Below are 17,747 nucleotides of genomic sequence, written 5' to 3'. Positions count from 1 at the left end.
TTATGCTGGCTGTTATGAAAACTCAATTTAAGGCGTGGCTCAGTGCTGCGTTGCTTGCCACTGGTGTTGCTTTCTCAGCGTCTGCTCAGGCCGCTGATCGTGAATTTTTAAACGTTTCTTATGATGCAACGCGTGAATTTTATGACGAATTTAATAAGTCATTTGGTGCATATTGGAAAGAGCGTACGGGTAAAACGGTCGCATTTAAACAATCACACGGTGGCTCAGGTAAACAAGCCCGTTCTGTGGTTGACGGTTTAAAAGGTGATGTCGTGACTTTGGCCTTGGCCAATGACATCGAAGAAATTGTGAAGTCTGGACAGATTCAGCCGGGATGGCAAAAAGAGTTTCCACATAACTCAGCGCCATATACGTCAACGATTGTCTTCATGGTGCGTAAGGGCAACCCGAAACATATTAAAGATTGGTCTGATTTAACCAAGCCGGGCGTACAAATTATTACCCCGAACCCGAAAACTGGCGGTCTCCCACGTTGGGTTTACTTGTCAGCTTGGGGTTATGCTTTGAAACAGCCGGGTGGTAATGAAGCGAAAGCCAAAGATTTCGTGGGTAAGATGTACCATAACGTAAAAGTGATGGACTCTGCGGCACGTGCATCGATGACTACATTTGCAGAACGTGGTATTGGTGATGTGTTATTGACTTGGGAAAACGAAGCTTTAGTTACTCAAAAAACTTTGGGTAAAAACAAATTTGATATCGTGTATCCATCGATGTCGATTTTGACTGAGCCTTCAGTGGCGATCGTGGACAAAACTGTTGAAAAAAATGGTAATAAATGGTTAGCTCAAGGCTATATCAATTATCTTTATTCTCCATTAGGTCAAGAGATGGCTGCTCGTCATTTCTATCGTCCACGTAATGCAGCAGTTTTAGCAAAGTATAAAACTCAGTTCCCGCCATTAAAAACTTTTACTATTGATGAAGTCTTTGGTGGTTGGGCAAAAGCTCAACAAACACATTTTGTGAATGGTGCGATCTTCGATCAGATCTACAATAACAAGCGTTAATGCATCGAAATCTATGATTTGAGATGTACAAAGACCTCCTTCGGGAGGTTTTTTAATGGATGGCAAAAAAATAAAAACGGTTTTCTCTATGGAAAGTAATATTTCTGTACAAAAAGACGTTTGGAGCTTTGCTAAAACAAGGTAATAATGTGCAGTTACATTTTTAGCTGTGTTGAACGAACCCTTATGTCGCATATTTCTGTATTACTTCATGAAACTGTTGATGCTTTACTGGCAGATCGCAATACAGGAATTTTCGTAGATGGCACATTTGGGCGTGGCGGTCATACGCGTTTATTACTGTCTAAATTAGATGAAAATGCACGTGTTTATGCCTTTGATAAAGACCCGCAAGCATTGGCTGTTGCAGCAGAATTAGAACAAGAAGATGCGCGTTTTAAAATCATTCACGCTAGTTTTGCCGATTTAAAAGAGGAACTACGTAGTCGTGGTATCGACTTGGTAGACGGTATTATGGCGGATTTAGGGGTGTCATCTCCGCAGCTAGACCAAGCAGAGCGTGGCTTTAGCTTTATGAAAGATGGCCCACTCGATATGCGTATGGACAATTCACAAGGTCCAACAGCCGCAGAGTGGTTGGTTGATATTGAAGAAGAAGATTTGGCCAATATTATTTTTAAATATGGTGAAGAGCGTTATAGCCGCCGTATTGCTAAAGCAATTAAAGCGGCAGGGTATATTGAAACCACAGCTCAATTGGCCGAAATTGTGAAAGTTGCCCACCCGAAATGGGAAAAAAATAAACATGCAGCGACACGAACTTTCCAAGCAATTCGTATTGCTATTAACAAAGAACTCGACGATATTGATATCTTCTTACCTCAAGCGGTGGAGATGCTGAAACCTGAAGGCACTCTGGCAGTGATCAGTTTCCACTCTTTAGAGGATCGTTTAATTAAACAATTTATTCAAAAAGAATCTACACTTGCAGAAGACACAGGCTGGGGTTTACCACAAAAACGCGAAGATACCCGCCGCTTAAAAAAAGTGTCACGAATTAAAGCAAGTGAAGAAGAAGTTAAAGCCAATCCACGATCTCGTAGTGCTTGGCTTCGTGTGGCAGAGCGTTTAGCTTAAAAGGCAAAGAATGAAAACCGAAGCAATCGAAAAAAACTCTGATCAATCGCAGTCAAAGAAAATCATTACATACGGCATTTTATTGCTCTTGGTTTTTGTGAGTGCGATTATGGTGGTGTTTCAAGTCTTTGAATATCGCCAAGATTATCGTCAATTGAGTACCTATATGCGTGAAAGGGATGACCTCAACGCAGAATGGGGACGTTTGCTGATCGAACAACAAACTTTTGGTGCAACAGCCCAAATTGGGACACGTGCAGTTACCCAATTACGGATGTATTCGCCTCCTATTGCACAAACCGTTGTTATTTCATTGCCACAAACTCCAGAACAGAAAAAATAGGCTGCCGGTCACATGGTTGAAAAGAGAAACAAACAAACTCCGCGTAAAAAACAGCAGTCTGTTACTGGTCGTACAGCCATTTCGGTGGAGATGTGGCGCTATCACTTGATGTGGGCGGTGGTTTTACTGTGCTTTATTGCATTGGTCGGGCGGGCTTTTTATGTACAAATCATCAATAAAGACTTTTTACAAAATAAAGCCAATGCCAAAATTTTAAGAACTGAAACCTTAAAAGCCATGCGCGGTGTAATCTATGACCGTCACGGCGTTCCTTTAGCCATTAGTACTCCGATCATGAAAATCGTGATCGATCCACGTGATTATTTTGACAATAAAAAACTCTTTGAAGAAATTACGGCCGAATTGGCTAAAGATCCAAACAATCGTAAGTTAAAACGTCAATTACCAGATAAAAATCTGAATTTAGATGAACTCGCTGATGCTGTAGGGATGGATCGTGCCGAACTGAGACGCAAAATGAATGAGCGTCCACGTTCACGTTATTTAGTTTTAAAGAAAGAAGTGCCACCACAACAAGCTGAATTGATCATGAAACGTGACTTTCAGGGGGTATATACCGAGAAAAACTATAAGCGCTACTATCCACAGCCTCAGCCAAACTCACAAATTATTGGTTTAACCAATAGTGAGGGTATGGGCATCGAAGGTTTAGAGATGCAATTGAATGAACGTCTTGCAGGCGTAGATGGTGCGCAGCAAATTGTCCGAGATAAAAAAGGCAACCGCGTTAAAGACCCTGAGATCGTGAAAGAGGTTGAGTCGGGTGAAAATATCACGCTGAGTATTGATTCACGTTTGCAATACATTATGTATCGTGAGTTGACTGCAGCCGGCGTAGCCAATAACGCACGTTCTGCAACCGCGATTGCCGTGGATGTCAAAACAGGTGAAATTTTAGCGATGACGTCTTGGCCGTCGTACAACCCGAATGATAAAAAAGGTGTCTTAAATAAAGATGCCATGCGTAACCGTGGTGCAATTGACTCATTTGAGCCGGGTTCAACTATGAAGCCAATGACCGTGGCAATGGCATTGGAAAGCGGTAAATACACGGCAAATACCGTTGTAAATACCACACCCGGTTCTATGCGTGTAGGGAATCATACTATCCGAGATACGCATAACTATGGCCCTCTGACTTTGGGCGGCATTATTCAAAAATCGTCTAACGTCGGTGTGGCAAAAATCGCTTTATCTCTCCCTTATGAAACATTACCAACGTTCTATCAACGTCTTGGCTTTGGTCAACGTTCAGCGGTGAAATTCCCCGGCGAAAGTGCTGGTCTGATTTTGCCGAAGAGTAAATGGAATGTGTCAGAAGTAGCGACCATGGCTTATGGTTATGGTTTGAACGCTACAGTGCTTCAACTGGCTGATGCTTATGCCATGATTGCCAATAAGGGCGTCAAAATGCCACTGAGCTTGTACAAGCTTGAGGAAAAGCCGAAAGGTGAGCAGATGGTTGACCCTAAAATTGCTGATCAAGTGCTTTTAATGATGGAAGCAGTGACCTTGCCGGGTGGTACGGCACGTCAAGCCAATATTCCGGGTTATCGCGTGGCGGGTAAAACTGGTACAGCACATAAATTACGTGCAGACCGTAAAGGCTATTCGACTTCAGAATATCGAGCACTCTTTGCCGGTGTTGCACCAGTGAGTGATCCACGTTTGGCCATGATTGTTGTAGTGGAAAACCCGACAGGTCAGTATTACGGTGGTCTGGTGGCTGCACCAGTTTTCGCTCGTGTAATGCAAGAATCTTTACGTTTAATGAACGTACCATTAGATAAACCTTTAGACACTCCTAAGATCCAGTAATAGGTGATGAATGAAAATTACGTTTCAAGATCTATACACCGTTGAACAGCCCGCTGAATGGATGTCGCAATCCTTTCAGGGCTTCAATCTGGATAGTCGCAAAGTTACAGCAGGGCAAATATTTATTGCCCTGACTTCGTTTTCGCAACCTGAAAAAACAGCACAATTTGCAGGTGCAGCGTTAGAGAATGGCGCGTTGGCTGTCATTTCAGAAACTGATTTGGGCTTGGATCAAAGTGTCGTGATCGCGGATGTGCGTCAATTGATGGGGCAGTGGCAAAAGCAATATTTACAGGCGACTCAACCGGTTCAAACTGCACGGATTTTGGCTGTGACGGGTACCAATGGTAAAACCACGATCTCACGCTTAATCGCTGAATTACTCATGCTGCAAGGCAAAAAATGTGCAGTGATGGGAACCACTGGTAACGGAATTTTACCGAATTTAGAAGCCTCTTCTCACACCACTTTAAATGCGTTACATATGCAAAATGCGTTGCATACCTATGCACTTGAAGGTGCAGAGTTTGCTGCCATTGAGGCAAGTTCGCATGGCTTAGAACAAGGTCGATTAAATGGCTGTGCAATTGAAATTGCCGCTTATAGCAATTTAAGTCGTGACCATTTGGATTATCATAAAACCCTTGAAGCCTATGCTGAAGCGAAATCACGTTTGTTTCAGTTTCCATCGCTCAAAGTTGCAGTCATCAATCTCGATGATGAACATGCAGAAGTGATGCTGAATGCCGCACGCCAAAACCCGGCTCAGCCTAAAATTTTGACTTATTCAACGCGTCAGGCTGCGGATTATCAAGTGACGGATATTCAATACAGCTTAACGGGCGCACAATTTAAATTGCGTACTGCTCAAGCTGAATTTGTGGTGCAAAGTCCATTATTGGGACACTTCAATATTGAAAATATTGTGGCGAGCTTAATTTCAGCGGAGCAAGCGGGTTTTGACTTATCTGCCTTGATCGCAACTGCGCCCGAGTTAAAAGGTGCACCGGGTCGTATGCAAGTGATTCGTGATGATGAACGCCTGTTTGTGGTGGATTATGCACATACACCAGATGCTTTAGTTCAAGTGTTACAGACTTTAAAACGTCATGTATCGCAACAGTTATGGGCGGTGTTTGGCTGTGGTGGTGATCGTGACCGTGGTAAGCGTCCATTGATGACACAAGCGGCATTAAACCATGCAGATGTTGCGTTGATTACCTCGGATAATCCACGTACTGAAAACCCAGAACAAATTTTTGCAGATATGAAGGCTGGTATTGATTTTACTGGAAAAACTGTCCATGAAATCCATGACCGCCGTGAAGCGATTAAATTCGCAGTCAACCATGCGCAAGCGGGTGATATTGTGGTGATTGCTGGTAAAGGCCATGAAAACTATCAAGAAATTGATGGTGTTCGACATTGGTTTGATGATGTGGTGGAAGTGAAATCAGCAATTGATTCACAGCATCACAACACTGACTCTGCTTATCCAGCGCAATAGGAAACAGATATGCATACTTCAACGACCAGTACGGTTCCGTTAGAACCATGGACTGCCGAACAGTTGGTTCAAGCGACACAAGGTCACTGGCATAACAATCAAGCGCCGACAGGTTCTGTAAAACGAATTTTGACCGACTCACGTCATGCAGAGCAAGGTGACGCTTTTCTTGCCCTGAAAGGTGAACGCTTTGATGCGCATGACTTCCTTGCTCAAGTGGCTGAAAAGGGTTGTGAAATTGCCATCGTTAGTCATCCGGTCGATGTGGATATTTATCAGTTGGTGGTTGCAGATACACGTTTGGCGCTTGGACATCTGGGTGCATTTCGTCGTGCCCAAAACCCAGCTTTAAAAGTCATTGCCTTGACAGGAAGCAGTGGTAAAACCACAACCAAAGAGATGCTCGGGAGTATCCTTTCTCGTCTTGCACCAACATTAATTACGCGCGGTAATTTAAATAATGACCTTGGTGTGCCGATGATGTTACTTGAGTTGCGTCCAGAACATCAGTATGCCGTGATGGAGCTTGGTGCCAGTCATAAAGGTGAAATTGATTACACCTCAAATTTGGTACAGCCTCAGGTTGCCGGTATTTTAAATATTGGTACCGCTCATATGGGTGAGTTTGGTGGACGTGATGGCATCTGTCGTGCCAAGTCTGAAATTTATGCACATATAGTGAAAACAGGAACTTCGATTGTCCCTGCGGCGGATGATTTTACGGACGCAATTCGTCAAGCGGTGCAAACTGAGCAAGTAATGAGTTTTGGTCAGGGCGGGGATGTCTTTGCGACTGAGATTGAACTTCAGGCTCAATCTTCACGTTTTATCTTAAATACGCCGCAAGGTGCACGTCCTGTTCAACTGCCATTTGCTGGTGAACATAATGTGCAAAATGCCACTGCAGCCGCAGCTTTCGCGTTGTCGATTGGCGTGAGTTTAGATGACATCGTTGTGGGTCTTGAACATGCAACTGGTGCCAAAGGTCGTCTAAACTTTATTCAACACAAAGATTATTTGTTTATTGATGATACTTACAATGCAAATCCAACCTCAATGCGTGCTGCTGCTGATGTACTTGCGCAGCAAGATGGCATCAAAGTCATGGTCATTGGGGATATTGGTGAGTTAGGTTCATCTGCTGCACAGCAGCACTACATGTTGGGACGTGATCTTGTCTCACACTCTGGTCTTCAATTTGTCGTTGCTGTCGGTGAGTTTTCACCTGCTGTGCAAGAAGGCGCGCGCAGTACACAATATGGTAAAAAATTACAGGCCTTTCTTACTCAAGAACAGGCTTTACCGTTATTAATTAGTCTAGTCAAAACACATCAGCCTCAGTCCATGAGTTTCCTGTTTAAAGGTTCTCGTTATACCCACATGGAAACTTTGATGGCTGAATTGATGGAGAAACTTTAATGCTGTTATGGTTATTTGAGCAGCTTGCGGGTTATCACAGCTCGTTTCAGGTTGTTCGTTATTTAACGCTTCGTTCGCTACTCAGTGTCTTAACGGCATTGGCCATTGGTCTGTTGCTTGGACCTGTGATGATCCGCAAATTGCAAGCTCTCAAATATGGTCAGGCAGTCAGTTCATTTGCACCTGAAAATCATGCCAAAAAAATGGGCACACCGACTATGGGCGGTGTGTTGATTTTACTGTCTATTGGGATTTCAACCTTACTTTGGGCCGATCTTTCAAATCCTTATGTATGGATTGTACTTGGCGTGATGGTGATCTTTGGTGCTGTGGGTTGGGCAGATGACTGGATTAAAATCCGCTATAAAGATAATGCCGGTCTACCTGCGAAGAAGAAATTCTTTTGGACTTCTGTGGCATCGTTAGGCGCCGGTATTGCGCTCTATGTGATTGCGACACAGCAAGCAAACCCAGTACATACCTCAAATATGTTGGATCTGCTGATTCCATTCTTTAAAGAAATTAGCATTCCATTGTCTATTATTCCACTCGGTATTGGCTTTATTGTCTTTACTTATTTGGTGATTAACGGTGCATCTAATGCGGTGAACTTAACCGATGGTTTAGATGGTCTGGCGATTATGCCAATCGTTCTGGTTGCCGCAGGTTTAGGTGTATTTGCTTATCTGGCTGGTGATGTTCGTTTTGCCGATTATTTACATATCCCTTATGTGAAATACGCATCTGAACTTGTCGTGATCTGTGCGGCAATGATCGGTGCTGGTTTGGCATTCTTATGGTTTAACGCGCATCCAGCTCAAGTGTTTATGGGTGATGTCGGTGCCTTATCTCTAGGTGCGATGCTCGGTACGATCGCAGTCATGGTTCGTCAAGAAATCGTTTTTGCCATTATGGGCGGTGTCTTTGTGGTTGAAGCTATTTCTGTTTTCTTGCAAATTGGCTCACTGCGTATGCGGAATAAGCGTGTATTCTTAATGGCACCGCTGCACCATCACTATGAGAAAAAGGGATGGCGTGAAACTCAGGTGGTGATTCGTTTTTGGATTATCACGATTATGCTGGTAGTTTTGGGTCTAATGACTTTAAAATTACGTTAAGCAAATATATAAACGAAACCGGCATTTGCTCCCACAGATGCCGGTTTTTTTATTTCAAAAATATAGTGGAGTAAATGATGAACCTGTTGATGTGTCCTGTATGCCGTGAAGCATTAAAACTCACAGAGCGGACATGGCGCTGTGAAAATAATCATAGCTATGATGTTGCAAAACAAGGCTATGTCAATTTACACGTGGTTCAACATAAACACAGTAAAAACCCGGGTGATACGCCAGAATCTGTACAGGCGCGCCGTGCGTTTTTGAGTGCAGGTCACTATGCACCTTTGCAACAGGCTGTGGTGGCATTGATTCAAAAATTGCGGGTTGAAAACTTGTTGGATATTGGCTGTGGTGAAGGCTATTACACCGATGCGATGCAAGCCGAAGTACTACAGTGCGTGGGTGTCGATATTGCTAAAAATGCAGTACAAGTGGCCGCTAAACTGAATAAAGAGGTGACTTGGGTGGTAGGGACAGGGGCAACCTTACCTGTATTAGATCATTCGATTGACTTGTGTACGAGTTTATTTAGTCCTATTCCTCAAGAAGAAATCCTTCGTGTGTTAAAGCCTGAGGGGCACTTGATGGTGGTTACACCTGCACCAGAGCATCTTTATGCAATGCGTGAAGCTTTATTTGAAGAAGTAAAACCCCATGAACCGCATAAATTTGTGGAACAACTGGCGAATGATTTTGAATTGGAAAGTGAACAAGTGGTTCAAGCGAACATGTCACTTTCTCAGCAGGATCTCAAAAACTTAATTGCAATGACGCCTTATGCCTATAAAGTGAAAGCTGAGCGTCGAGAAGCTCTAGAAAAAAATGAACAATTTGAGTTGCAAGCGCAGTATCAAATTTATCTCTTTAAAAAGAAATAATGCATTGGAAGTGATAAAAAAGCCCTCGTTTGAGGGCTTTTTTATGCAGTATTTACTGAACTTGATCGATGAGATGATCAAGTGCGTCAGTTTTATGCTCTGTACCTTGTGGTTTAGGCTGCATTGGTGGTGGCGCAGTCCGAGTAGGTGCAAGATTGGTTTCAGCAGCCCCTGGAAGATCTTCAAAATCATTTTGCGTAGCTTGTGGTTTTGGTACAACAGGAGCAGGACGATACAGCGGTTGAGCCATCGGCGGCGTTGCTGCACGATCTTGTTCAGGTTGACCTTGAGTTGCTTTAGCCGAATTACGGTTGATTGGATTCTTGGCATGGGTATCTAAACGCACCCAAGCTTCAGGTGTGCCTTTGAGGGATTTCGCCATAAAGTCTGACCAAATCGGCAGTGCTGCAACACCACCATATTCACGGCGACCTAAAGTAGAGGGTTGGTCAAAACCGACCCAAGCCACAGTGACCAATTTTCCATTAAATCCAGCAAACCACGCGTCTTTTGCATCATTGGTTGTACCGGTTTTACCGCCTAAATCACCGCGACCAATTTTTAATGCCGCACGACCTGTACCGTGTTGAATCACGTCACGCAAGATGTTCGCCATATCAAAGGCTGAACTTGACTTCAAAATCCGCTGAGCTTGTTTATAGTTTGCTGCTTCAGTATCGGAAATTTTTGATTCAGCGGGCTTGTTATCCTGATTGGTGACTTCAATCACTTCATCATCCGGCGTGGTTGGATCTGCAGATTCAACTTCGTCTTTTTGATTGATGCATTGAATACATGCATATTCAGGATTGGCTTGATAAATCACTTTGCCATAAGCATCTTCAATACGACTAATAAAGTGCGGTTGAATACGATATCCACCGTTGGCAAATGTCGCATAACCTGTCGCCATTTGAATCGGCAATACCTGTGGGGTACCTAAAGCAATGGTGTAGTTACGTGGAATTTGGTTTTCTTGTAAGCCAAAATCCATAAATAATTGGCGAGTACGTTCAATTCCGACGACTTGTAATAAGCGAACTGAAACTGTGTTACGTGATAAATAGAGGGCACGGCGTAGAGGTATCATCCCTAAATACCGACCGTCAGAGTTTTTAGGCGTCCACTTGCCAATCGTAATTGGATTGTCATTGACCATGGAATACGGAGTCATACCGCGTTCAAGTGCTAAAGCATAAACAAAGGGTTTAATGGTTGAACCCGGCTGACGCCAGCCTTGTAAGGCACGGTTAAATTTAGATTGATAAAAATTATAACCACCGACAATGGCTTCAATGCCACCATTATTGGGGTTGAGTGCGATCAATTGACCTTGCGCTTTTGGAATTTGCACCAAAGCCCATGAGCTTTTATCAGCATTCGGACGTAGGCGAATAATATCTTTTACTTTAACAATTTGTGAGGCTTTGCTTGGCGCATTGCCTACACTATTGGCATTGCGATAGGGACGTGCCCAAGACAGACCTGACCATGGAACAGTCACACTACTGCCGTCTTGCATCAACACTTCGATACTGGTGTTGTTAACTTTAGTGACTTCGGCAGGGTATGTGTTGGCATATGGAATAAAGTTTTTTAATGGCTCATCATGTGCTTCTGCACCACGCCAACCATGTCGTCTATCGTAAGCTTCAAGACCATCTTGCACAGCTTGCTCAGCATAGGCTTGGCGTTGGCTGTTGATGGTGGTATAGACTTTATAGCCAGAATCTATCGCTTGTTCGCCAAACTTTTCTACGAGCTCAGAGCGAACCATTTCCCCGACATAGGGGAATTTGTTGCTAACTCCGCGGTCAGGCATATCGAGATTAATTGGTTCAGCAATTGCTTCTTGATATTCCGATTGATTGATATAACCCAATTGCAACATACGTCCTAAAATCCAATTACGACGCTCTAAAGCACGTTTTGGATTGGCTACAGGATTATATTTTGATGGTGCTTTGGGGAGGCCTGAAATCATTGCCATTTGAGCCAAGCTCAAATCTTGCAAGCTCTTGTTATAATAAATTTTTGCAGCTGCTGCGATCCCGTATGCATTTTTGCCCAAAAAGATTTTGTTAACATACAGCGTTAAAATTTCTTCCTTACTTAGATTTTGTTCAATTTTTCGAGCAAGGAAAACTTCGGTTAGTTTACGTTTTAAAGTACGCTCTGGAGTCAGATAATAGTTTTTTGCAACCTGCATGGTAATGGTTGAACCACCCGTTTGCACATCTGAGCCTGTAATACTTTCACTGACGGCACGCCCCAATCCTTTGAAACTAATTCCGCTGTGTTCAAAGAACGAAGAATCTTCCGCAGCTAAAAAGCCATGAATGAAATGAGAGGGGATTTGGTCGTACTCTACAGGAACCGAAAGTTTGCCACCATATTCTGCAATCAGCTCATTATCAGCACTATAAACTTGCAATGGTTTTAATAATGGAGCCTTTTTTAAGATGGACATTTCAGGCAAAGACGGGGCAATATAGAGATACATGCCATAGAAACCCATTGGAATTGCGACCAAAACAATAATAATGGCCAAAAAAAATGGATGAACAAGGCCTGAACAAGATAGCTTTTTCATAACAAGTAAGTTTTAATAAGAGCTAATGGCAAACTAATTGGTGGTCAGTATATCCTTTCGATATACGGATTGTTAGATGAGTTATTGTATCTGTATAAAATTATAGACCAATGCTAATTAGTGGGTTAATTTTTTTGGGGATAAAAAAATAATAGGAATTATATTGTGCTCAGGTTATATCGTAAGCCAAATAAGGGGTTAATAGGAGTAGATATTAGTTCGACTTCTGTTAAGGTTTTGGAACTTTCTGTAAAGAGTGGGCGGTATTGGGTAGAAAGCTATGCTTTGGTACCATTACCAGAAGGAAGTGTTGTTGAAAAGAACATATTGAATCCGGAAGCTGTCGGTGACTGTTTAGAGCGCGCAATTAATTTGGCCAATACGCAGACCACTAATGCAGCTTTGGCGGTTCCAACGTCGATGGTGATTACAAAAATCATCGAAATGGACGCAGATATGAACGATGATGAACGTGAAATTCAGATTCGTGATGATGCTGAGCAATATATTCCGTTCCCACTTGATGAAGCGAGCCTTGATTTTGAGGTCTTGCCAGATCGTCTGTCCAACCCAAATCGTGTCAATGTTTTGCTTGTCGCTACGCGTATTGAAAATGTCGAAGCGCGTGCGGAAGTCATTCAGCTTGCTGGTCTTACACCAAAAATTGGCGATGTAGAAAGCTTTGCAATTGAAAATGCGTTTAAAGTTTTCTCAGATACTTTGCCAATGGGTGTGAATACCGTGGGTATTTTAGATATTGGTCATAGTATGACGACCTTATCTGTCATGCAGAATAACAAAGTGATTTATACCCGTGAGCAAGTGTTTGGTGGCAAACAATTGACACAGGAAATTCAAAATCGCTATGCATTGTCTTTCGAAGAAGCTGGTCGTGCGAAAAAAACACGTGCCTTGCCAGATGATTATGATATCGAAGTCTTAGAACCCTTCTTAGAAGCTGTCGTTCAACAAGCAGCACGTTCTTTACAGTTCTTTTTCTCATCTTCACAGTTCAACGAAATTGACCATATTTTATTGGCAGGGGGGAATGCCAATATTCCGGGGCTTGCAAAATTACTTCAACAAAAATTGGGTTACCGCGTCACGATTGCCAATCCATTCTTACAAATGGGTTTTTCACCTCAAATTGATATTAAAAAAATTGAAAATGATGCCTCATCACTCATGGTGGCATGCGGTCTAGCATTGAGGAGTTTTGATTAATGGCAAAAATTAACTTGCTCCCTTGGCGTGATGAGCTAAGAGAGAAACGAAAAAAAGAATTTATTGCACTTTGTATTGGGGCTTTCTTAATTGGGGTAATTGGGGTTGGTTTAACATGGTTGTACTTTGATCACAAATTAAAAGATCAAGAACAAGCGAACCAATTGATTATCAGTCATAACCAAAACTTAGATGTTCAATTAAAGTCTTTGGATGGTTTACAGGAACAGCGTAATGCCATTATTGAACGAATGAAGTTGATTCAAGGCTTACAAGGTCAACGTCCAATCGCTGTACATCTTGTAGATGAATTGGTTCGTGTGACACCTGCCAATATGTACATCACAAAATTTGAACGTAATGGCGACAAATTTATGATCGAAGGGCGTGCGGAAAGTCCAAACACTGTTGCAGATCTACTGCGTAATTTGGAAGCATCACCTTGGTATCGTAATGCCTTCATGAGCTCATTCCTTGTGGCGGAAGAGAAAAAAGACAAAGCACCGACGTCAGTGGTTCCTCGCGTAGAAGAATCTTATGGTGCATTTACTGTGACTGCTGATTTGGAGCAAATTGCGCAGCCGACCATTAATGATCCAGCAGCAAATGCAGGACAGTCAGCTTCATCGGCGCAAACATCTGACGCACAAACTGCAGCAACACCAACTCCGGAGGCTGCAAAATGAGTCGTGATGAATTTGAACAATTGAATCAAGATGCTGTGGTCATTCCGAAAAAGAAAATGACTTTTGATAAGTTTGTACAGCAGTTCAATACGCTAGATCCGAATAACTATGGTAGTTGGCCAATTTCAGTCAAAATTACATGTTGGATTTTTATCATTATCCTTGTGGCAATTTTGGGCTATTTCTTGGCGATTAAAGGCAAGATTGAAGCTATTTCAAGTGCCAATGCACAAGAACAAAATTTGTTAAATGAGTTTCGTGAAAAAGATTCAAAACTACGTAATTTGCAACAATATCAATTGCAGTTGCAGGATATGGAAGCACGTTTTAATCAACAGTTAGAACAATTGCCGAAAGAAACTGAAATTCCAGGTTTGGTTGAAGATATCAACTTAACAGGCGTGAATTCTGGATTGAAATTTAAAATTATTCGTCTTGAGCCTGAAGTGAAGCAAGAGTTCTTTACGGAACAGCCAATTCATATTGAGGCAACAGGTGATTACCACGCCTTTGGTTCATTTGTAAGTAGTATTGCGGGGCTTTCACGGATTGTGACTTTGCATAATTTAACGATTACAGCAACTGAAAATAAAGAAAAGAACTCAGATATTCCAAAAATTGACTATGTGATTTCTGCAAAAACATATCGTTATGAAGGGAATACTGAAAGTGCTGCGAAAGCTGCAGATTCAGCAAGCACACAGGAGGCTCCAAAATGAAAATGAATAAATTGGCACTTTCTGTGATGGTTGGATTTGTATTGGCTGGTTGTGAATCACGTATTGATGTGGTCAATCAAGAGATGGCAAATATACGCAATCAAGCTCCACTAGCGATTGAACCTGCGCCAGATTTTGTACCTGTCGAAACTTTTAATTATGCGGCGCATTCTTTAAAAAGTCCGTTCTTGCCAAGTTCCTTGGCAGCAGAACTTAAAATCATGGCAGGTAAGCGTGTTTATCCAAACTTGAGCCGTCAGCCTCAACCTTTGGAGAGTTATGCACTCGAAACCCTGAATATGAAGGGTAGTATGCGTAACCAATCTGGGCAAATATTAGCCTTGATTCAGACACCTGATGGTGAAGTTGAGCGTATTCAACGTGGAAGTTATATGGGGCTCAATCATGGTCGAGTGGTAAATATTACCCCGACTCAAATTGATTTGATTGAGATTATTCCGGATGGGCGAGAAGGATATGTAGAGCGTCCTAGAAGTCTCATATTAATTGGACCAGCACCTTAAGCTTAAAGGAATAAAAATGAAGAATAGTGTACAAGATTTTATTTTTGGGGATGGCAATACAATGAATCATGTGTTTCGTCAGTTTTCGATGGGGGCTGTTGCAATGGCGATGATGCAAGTTGCTAATGCTCAGGTGAGTGTAACCAATGTGGTACCAATGCAAATTCCAGGTCAAGGGACTGAAATTCGCGTGATGTTTAATGGCTTGCCGCCGCAACCACAAGCTTATCAACTCGATCAACCATCACGACTAGTTTTAGACTTTGATAAAGCACAGCAAAATTTAAAACAAAGTTCAATTCCTGTTGCAACGGCTGAAGCGAGCACTGTGGATGTGAGTTCGGATGCACAACGTGCGCGCTTAACTGTGAATTTAGCCAATGCTGGCGCTTTTACCACGCGTGTTGAAGGTAATACCTTTATTTTAAAAATCAACTCTGCACAAGCTGCAAATTATGTACAGCCTGTAGCACAACGTCAGCAACAGGGCATCTCAAATATTGGTTTCCACCGTGGTTCTAATGGTGAAGGTCAAGTTGTTGTTGATTTACTGGGTGGAAATACTCCCGTTGATGTTCAACAGCAAGGCAGTAAAGTGGTGATCCGTACTTTAGGCAATAAAGTACCTGCACATTTGACTCGCCGTTTAAATGTCAATGATTTTGCAACACCTGTTGCAACGGTGGATGCACATAATGATGGCGGTAATGGTGTGATTACCATTCAGTCGACGGGCAGCTATGAATATATGGCGTACCAAACTGATAATAAATTAACGGTAAGTTTGAAACGTCCGGAAGATAAGAATCCATTACGTCCTAAAGCTGCCAATCATTATACCGGTAAGAAGATTTCATTAGACTTCCAAGATATTGAAGTACGTCGTGTGCTGCAACTTTTGGCTGATTTCACTGAAATCAATATGGTTGCTGCTGATACGGTTCAAGGAAATATTACACTTCGCTTAAAAGATGTGCCTTGGGATCAAGCGCTAGATATCGTATTGAAAACCAAGAATTTGGACAAACGTCGTAATGGTAATGTGATTTGGATTGCGCCTGTATCTGAGTTGATTAAAGCGGAAGAAGAAGAAGCAAAAGCCTTACGTCAAAGTATGAAGTTGGCACCATTACAGACTGAATATTTAACGTTAAGCTATGCAAAAGCTGCTGAGCTAGAGAAGCTGATTACGCAGTCTAAAACTGCGGGTAATAGCGGTTCGTCAAATAATAGTAATAATGCTGATGATGATCGGGGTAATTTGTTAAGTCCACGCGGAACGATTTCTGCAGATACGCGTACAAATACACTGATTATTAATGATACCGCGCAAAACATTGATCAGATTCGTAAGATGGTGGATTTGCTTGATGTATCAGTCAAGCAGGTCATGGTTGAAGCACGTATTGTAAAAGCATCTACTGACTTTACCAAAGAAATGGGTGTGAAATGGGGTCTCTTGTCTCAAGGGATTAACCAAAATGACCATTTATTGGTGGGTGGTAGTGATACTACGCTTTGGGACTTAAAAACACCGGATGATGATGGGAAATATACCATTCAGCGTCCAAGTAACTTAAACGTGGACTTAGGGGTGACTACTGCAGGTGCCAGTCGAATTGCGTTCGGCTTAATTAGTCTTTCTGATTTTATGTTGGATTTAGAGCTTTCTGCTTTACAAGCAGATGGTTATGGTGAAGTCATTTCTACACCAAAGGTACTGACAGCGGATAAACAACAAGCGAAAGTGGCTTCGGGACAAGAAATTCCATATCAAACCACAACGGGTACAGGTTCAAATGCGACTTCTTCTACCGAGTTTAAAGAAGCTTTATTAAGTCTGGATGTCACGCCTAGCATTACTCCAGATGGTAAAGTGCAAATGAAGCTGAATATCAAGAGCGACTCACCAGCAGGATATGCACAAAATGGTGAAATCATCCTGAATAAAAATGAAATTAATACCGATGTCTTAGTCAACAATGGTGAAACTGTTGTGCTCGGCGGTATTTTTAATCAGGAAACACAAAGTAAGCAAACTAAAGTACCGTTCTTAGGTGATATTCCTTATGTGGGTCGCTTATTTCGTAAAGATATGAAAAGCGATGCAAAAAATGAGTTACTGATTTTTGTTACTCCGCGAATTGTTAATGACAGTGTTACCAGAAATCATTAATATATTTTCAATTTAACAAAAGAAATAGGTGACTCCTTGCCAAGCAAAGAGTTTGAAACCCTACCAAATATCTATTTGGTAGGGCCAATGGGGGCAGGAAAAACAACCGTAGGGCGACATTTAGCAGAATTGTTAGGACGTGAATTTCTAGACAGTGATCATGAAATTGAACGTAAAACAGGTGCGACCATTCCTTGGATTTTTGAAAAGGAAGGGGAAAAAGGCTTTAGAAGTCGTGAAACGAATGTCATTGATGAGTTAACTGCAAAGAAACAACTGGTCTTAGCGACTGGCGGTGGTGCTGTGACTCAGCCCCCAAATCGTGAATTTTTAAAACAACGTGGTATTGTTGTTTATCTATATACTCCGGTGGAAATTCAGTTACAACGAACCTACCGCGACAAAAATCGCCCACTTCTTCAAGTGGAAAATCCAGAGCAAAAGCTACGAGATTTATTGGCTGCCCGTGATCCGCTTTATCGTGAAGTCGCGCACTATATTATTGAAACCAATCAAGGTGCCGCGAGAGATCTTGCGCAAAAAATTTTTAATTTAATTGTTTCACAAAATATATCTCGTTAGAAAAGGT

At 42.2% G+C, this 17,747-nt stretch carries 15 protein-coding genes; 14 read left to right on the top strand and 1 reads right to left on the bottom strand.

Annotated elements, in window-relative coordinates; translation table 11 throughout:
- The first annotated feature begins 14 nt into the window (after positions 1-14).
- From FTT99_RS07535 to FTT99_RS07500, 8 genes are all read left to right on the top strand, one after another.
- Positions 15-1,031, top strand: a complete 1,017-nt coding sequence (locus FTT99_RS07535) for a sulfate ABC transporter substrate-binding protein (RefSeq protein WP_180077121.1) — start codon at positions 15-17, stop codon at positions 1,029-1,031.
- 186 nt (positions 1,032-1,217) lie between these two features.
- Positions 1,218-2,129 (top strand): 16S rRNA (cytosine(1402)-N(4))-methyltransferase RsmH, encoded by a 912-nt coding sequence (gene rsmH, locus FTT99_RS07530; protein WP_180011304.1) that lies wholly within the window; start codon positions 1,218-1,220, stop codon positions 2,127-2,129.
- A gap of 10 nt (positions 2,130-2,139) precedes the next feature.
- The gene (gene ftsL / locus FTT99_RS07525) at positions 2,140-2,472 is read left to right on the top strand and encodes a cell division protein FtsL (RefSeq protein WP_078189390.1); all 333 of its coding nucleotides are present in this window, start codon (positions 2,140-2,142) and stop codon (positions 2,470-2,472) included.
- Between the two features lie 12 nt (positions 2,473-2,484).
- On the top strand, positions 2,485-4,311 hold the full coding sequence (ftsI, locus tag FTT99_RS07520; protein WP_168378186.1) for a penicillin-binding protein PBP3: 1,827 nt from the start codon (positions 2,485-2,487) through the stop codon (positions 4,309-4,311).
- A gap of 10 nt (positions 4,312-4,321) precedes the next feature.
- Positions 4,322-5,818, top strand: a complete 1,497-nt coding sequence (locus FTT99_RS07515) for a UDP-N-acetylmuramoyl-L-alanyl-D-glutamate--2,6-diaminopimelate ligase (RefSeq protein WP_180161374.1) — start codon at positions 4,322-4,324, stop codon at positions 5,816-5,818.
- Between the two features lie 9 nt (positions 5,819-5,827).
- The gene (gene murF / locus FTT99_RS07510; protein WP_180129587.1) at positions 5,828-7,237 is read left to right on the top strand and encodes a UDP-N-acetylmuramoyl-tripeptide--D-alanyl-D-alanine ligase; all 1,410 of its coding nucleotides are present in this window, start codon (positions 5,828-5,830) and stop codon (positions 7,235-7,237) included.
- Positions 7,237-8,355, top strand: a complete 1,119-nt coding sequence (gene mraY / locus FTT99_RS07505) for a phospho-N-acetylmuramoyl-pentapeptide-transferase (RefSeq protein ID WP_078189386.1) — start codon at positions 7,237-7,239, stop codon at positions 8,353-8,355. Before murF ends, mraY begins: the two co-directional genes overlap by 1 nt.
- 77 nt (positions 8,356-8,432) lie before the next feature.
- A complete protein-coding gene (locus FTT99_RS07500) occupies positions 8,433-9,236 on the top strand; it encodes a putative RNA methyltransferase (RefSeq protein WP_180129652.1) in 804 nt (267 codons plus the stop codon).
- A 52-nt stretch (positions 9,237-9,288) separates the two neighbouring features.
- On the opposite strand, the gene ponA is transcribed toward FTT99_RS07500, so the two are convergent.
- Positions 9,289-11,829: a penicillin-binding protein PBP1a gene (gene ponA / locus FTT99_RS07495; RefSeq protein WP_180129586.1), complete on the bottom strand. Its 2,541-nt coding sequence runs from the start codon at positions 11,827-11,829 to the stop codon at positions 9,289-9,291.
- A 165-nt stretch (positions 11,830-11,994) separates the two neighbouring features.
- On the opposite strand from ponA, the gene FTT99_RS07490 reads away from it, so the two are divergent.
- From FTT99_RS07490 to aroK, 6 genes are all read left to right on the top strand, one after another.
- Positions 11,995-13,053 carry a pilus assembly protein PilM gene (locus tag FTT99_RS07490; RefSeq protein WP_078192532.1) on the top strand — a complete coding sequence of 353 codons (1,059 nt, stop codon included), beginning with the start codon at positions 11,995-11,997 and terminating at the stop codon, positions 13,051-13,053.
- Positions 13,053-13,739 carry a PilN domain-containing protein gene (locus tag FTT99_RS07485; RefSeq protein ID WP_078189382.1) on the top strand — a complete coding sequence of 229 codons (687 nt, stop codon included), beginning with the start codon at positions 13,053-13,055 and terminating at the stop codon, positions 13,737-13,739. Before FTT99_RS07490 ends, FTT99_RS07485 begins: the two co-directional genes overlap by 1 nt.
- Positions 13,736-14,458, top strand: coding sequence for a type 4a pilus biogenesis protein PilO (locus tag FTT99_RS07480; protein WP_078192531.1), 723 nt, complete (start codon positions 13,736-13,738; stop codon positions 14,456-14,458). Before FTT99_RS07485 ends, FTT99_RS07480 begins: the two co-directional genes overlap by 4 nt.
- Positions 14,455-14,982 (top strand): pilus assembly protein PilP, encoded by a 528-nt coding sequence (locus tag FTT99_RS07475; protein WP_078192530.1) that lies wholly within the window; start codon positions 14,455-14,457, stop codon positions 14,980-14,982. Before FTT99_RS07480 ends, FTT99_RS07475 begins: the two co-directional genes overlap by 4 nt.
- Before the next feature lie 61 nt (positions 14,983-15,043).
- Positions 15,044-17,158: a type IV pilus secretin PilQ gene (gene pilQ, locus FTT99_RS07470; RefSeq protein ID WP_180129651.1), complete on the top strand. Its 2,115-nt coding sequence runs from the start codon at positions 15,044-15,046 to the stop codon at positions 17,156-17,158.
- Between the two features lie 36 nt (positions 17,159-17,194).
- Positions 17,195-17,740, top strand: a complete 546-nt coding sequence (gene aroK / locus FTT99_RS07465) for a shikimate kinase AroK (RefSeq protein WP_078189378.1) — start codon at positions 17,195-17,197, stop codon at positions 17,738-17,740.
- Positions 17,741-17,747 lie beyond the last annotated feature (7 nt).

Origin of the sequence: Acinetobacter sp. YH12040, assembly GCF_013420005.1 — a bacterium.
GTDB classification, from domain to species: domain Bacteria; phylum Pseudomonadota; class Gammaproteobacteria; order Pseudomonadales; family Moraxellaceae; genus Acinetobacter; species Acinetobacter amyesii.
Note: the sequence above shows the minus strand (reverse complement) of the source record. Positions and strands in the feature narration are given on the sequence as shown.

What these genes read in the sequence shown, in the direction of transcription:
- ponA (WP_180129586.1), bottom strand. Translation starts at nt 11,829, where the DNA reads ATGAAAAAGCTATCTTGTTCAGGCCTTGTTCATCCATTTTTTTTGGCC.
- FTT99_RS07535 (WP_180077121.1), top strand. Translation starts at nt 15, where the DNA reads ATGAAAACTCAATTTAAGGCGTGGCTCAGTGCTGCGTTGCTTGCCACT.
- FTT99_RS07480 (WP_078192531.1), top strand. Translation starts at nt 13,736, where the DNA reads ATGAGTCGTGATGAATTTGAACAATTGAATCAAGATGCTGTGGTCATT.
- ftsL (WP_078189390.1), top strand. Translation starts at nt 2,140, where the DNA reads ATGAAAACCGAAGCAATCGAAAAAAACTCTGATCAATCGCAGTCAAAG.
- ftsI (WP_168378186.1), top strand. Translation starts at nt 2,485, where the DNA reads ATGGTTGAAAAGAGAAACAAACAAACTCCGCGTAAAAAACAGCAGTCT.
- FTT99_RS07500 (WP_180129652.1), top strand. Translation starts at nt 8,433, where the DNA reads ATGAACCTGTTGATGTGTCCTGTATGCCGTGAAGCATTAAAACTCACA.
- pilQ (WP_180129651.1), top strand. Translation starts at nt 15,044, where the DNA reads ATGAATCATGTGTTTCGTCAGTTTTCGATGGGGGCTGTTGCAATGGCG.
- FTT99_RS07475 (WP_078192530.1), top strand. Translation starts at nt 14,455, where the DNA reads ATGAAAATGAATAAATTGGCACTTTCTGTGATGGTTGGATTTGTATTG.
- FTT99_RS07515 (WP_180161374.1), top strand. Translation starts at nt 4,322, where the DNA reads ATGAAAATTACGTTTCAAGATCTATACACCGTTGAACAGCCCGCTGAA.
- FTT99_RS07485 (WP_078189382.1), top strand. Translation starts at nt 13,053, where the DNA reads ATGGCAAAAATTAACTTGCTCCCTTGGCGTGATGAGCTAAGAGAGAAA.
- murF (WP_180129587.1), top strand. Translation starts at nt 5,828, where the DNA reads ATGCATACTTCAACGACCAGTACGGTTCCGTTAGAACCATGGACTGCC.
- mraY (WP_078189386.1), top strand. Translation starts at nt 7,237, where the DNA reads ATGCTGTTATGGTTATTTGAGCAGCTTGCGGGTTATCACAGCTCGTTT.
- rsmH (WP_180011304.1), top strand. Translation starts at nt 1,218, where the DNA reads ATGTCGCATATTTCTGTATTACTTCATGAAACTGTTGATGCTTTACTG.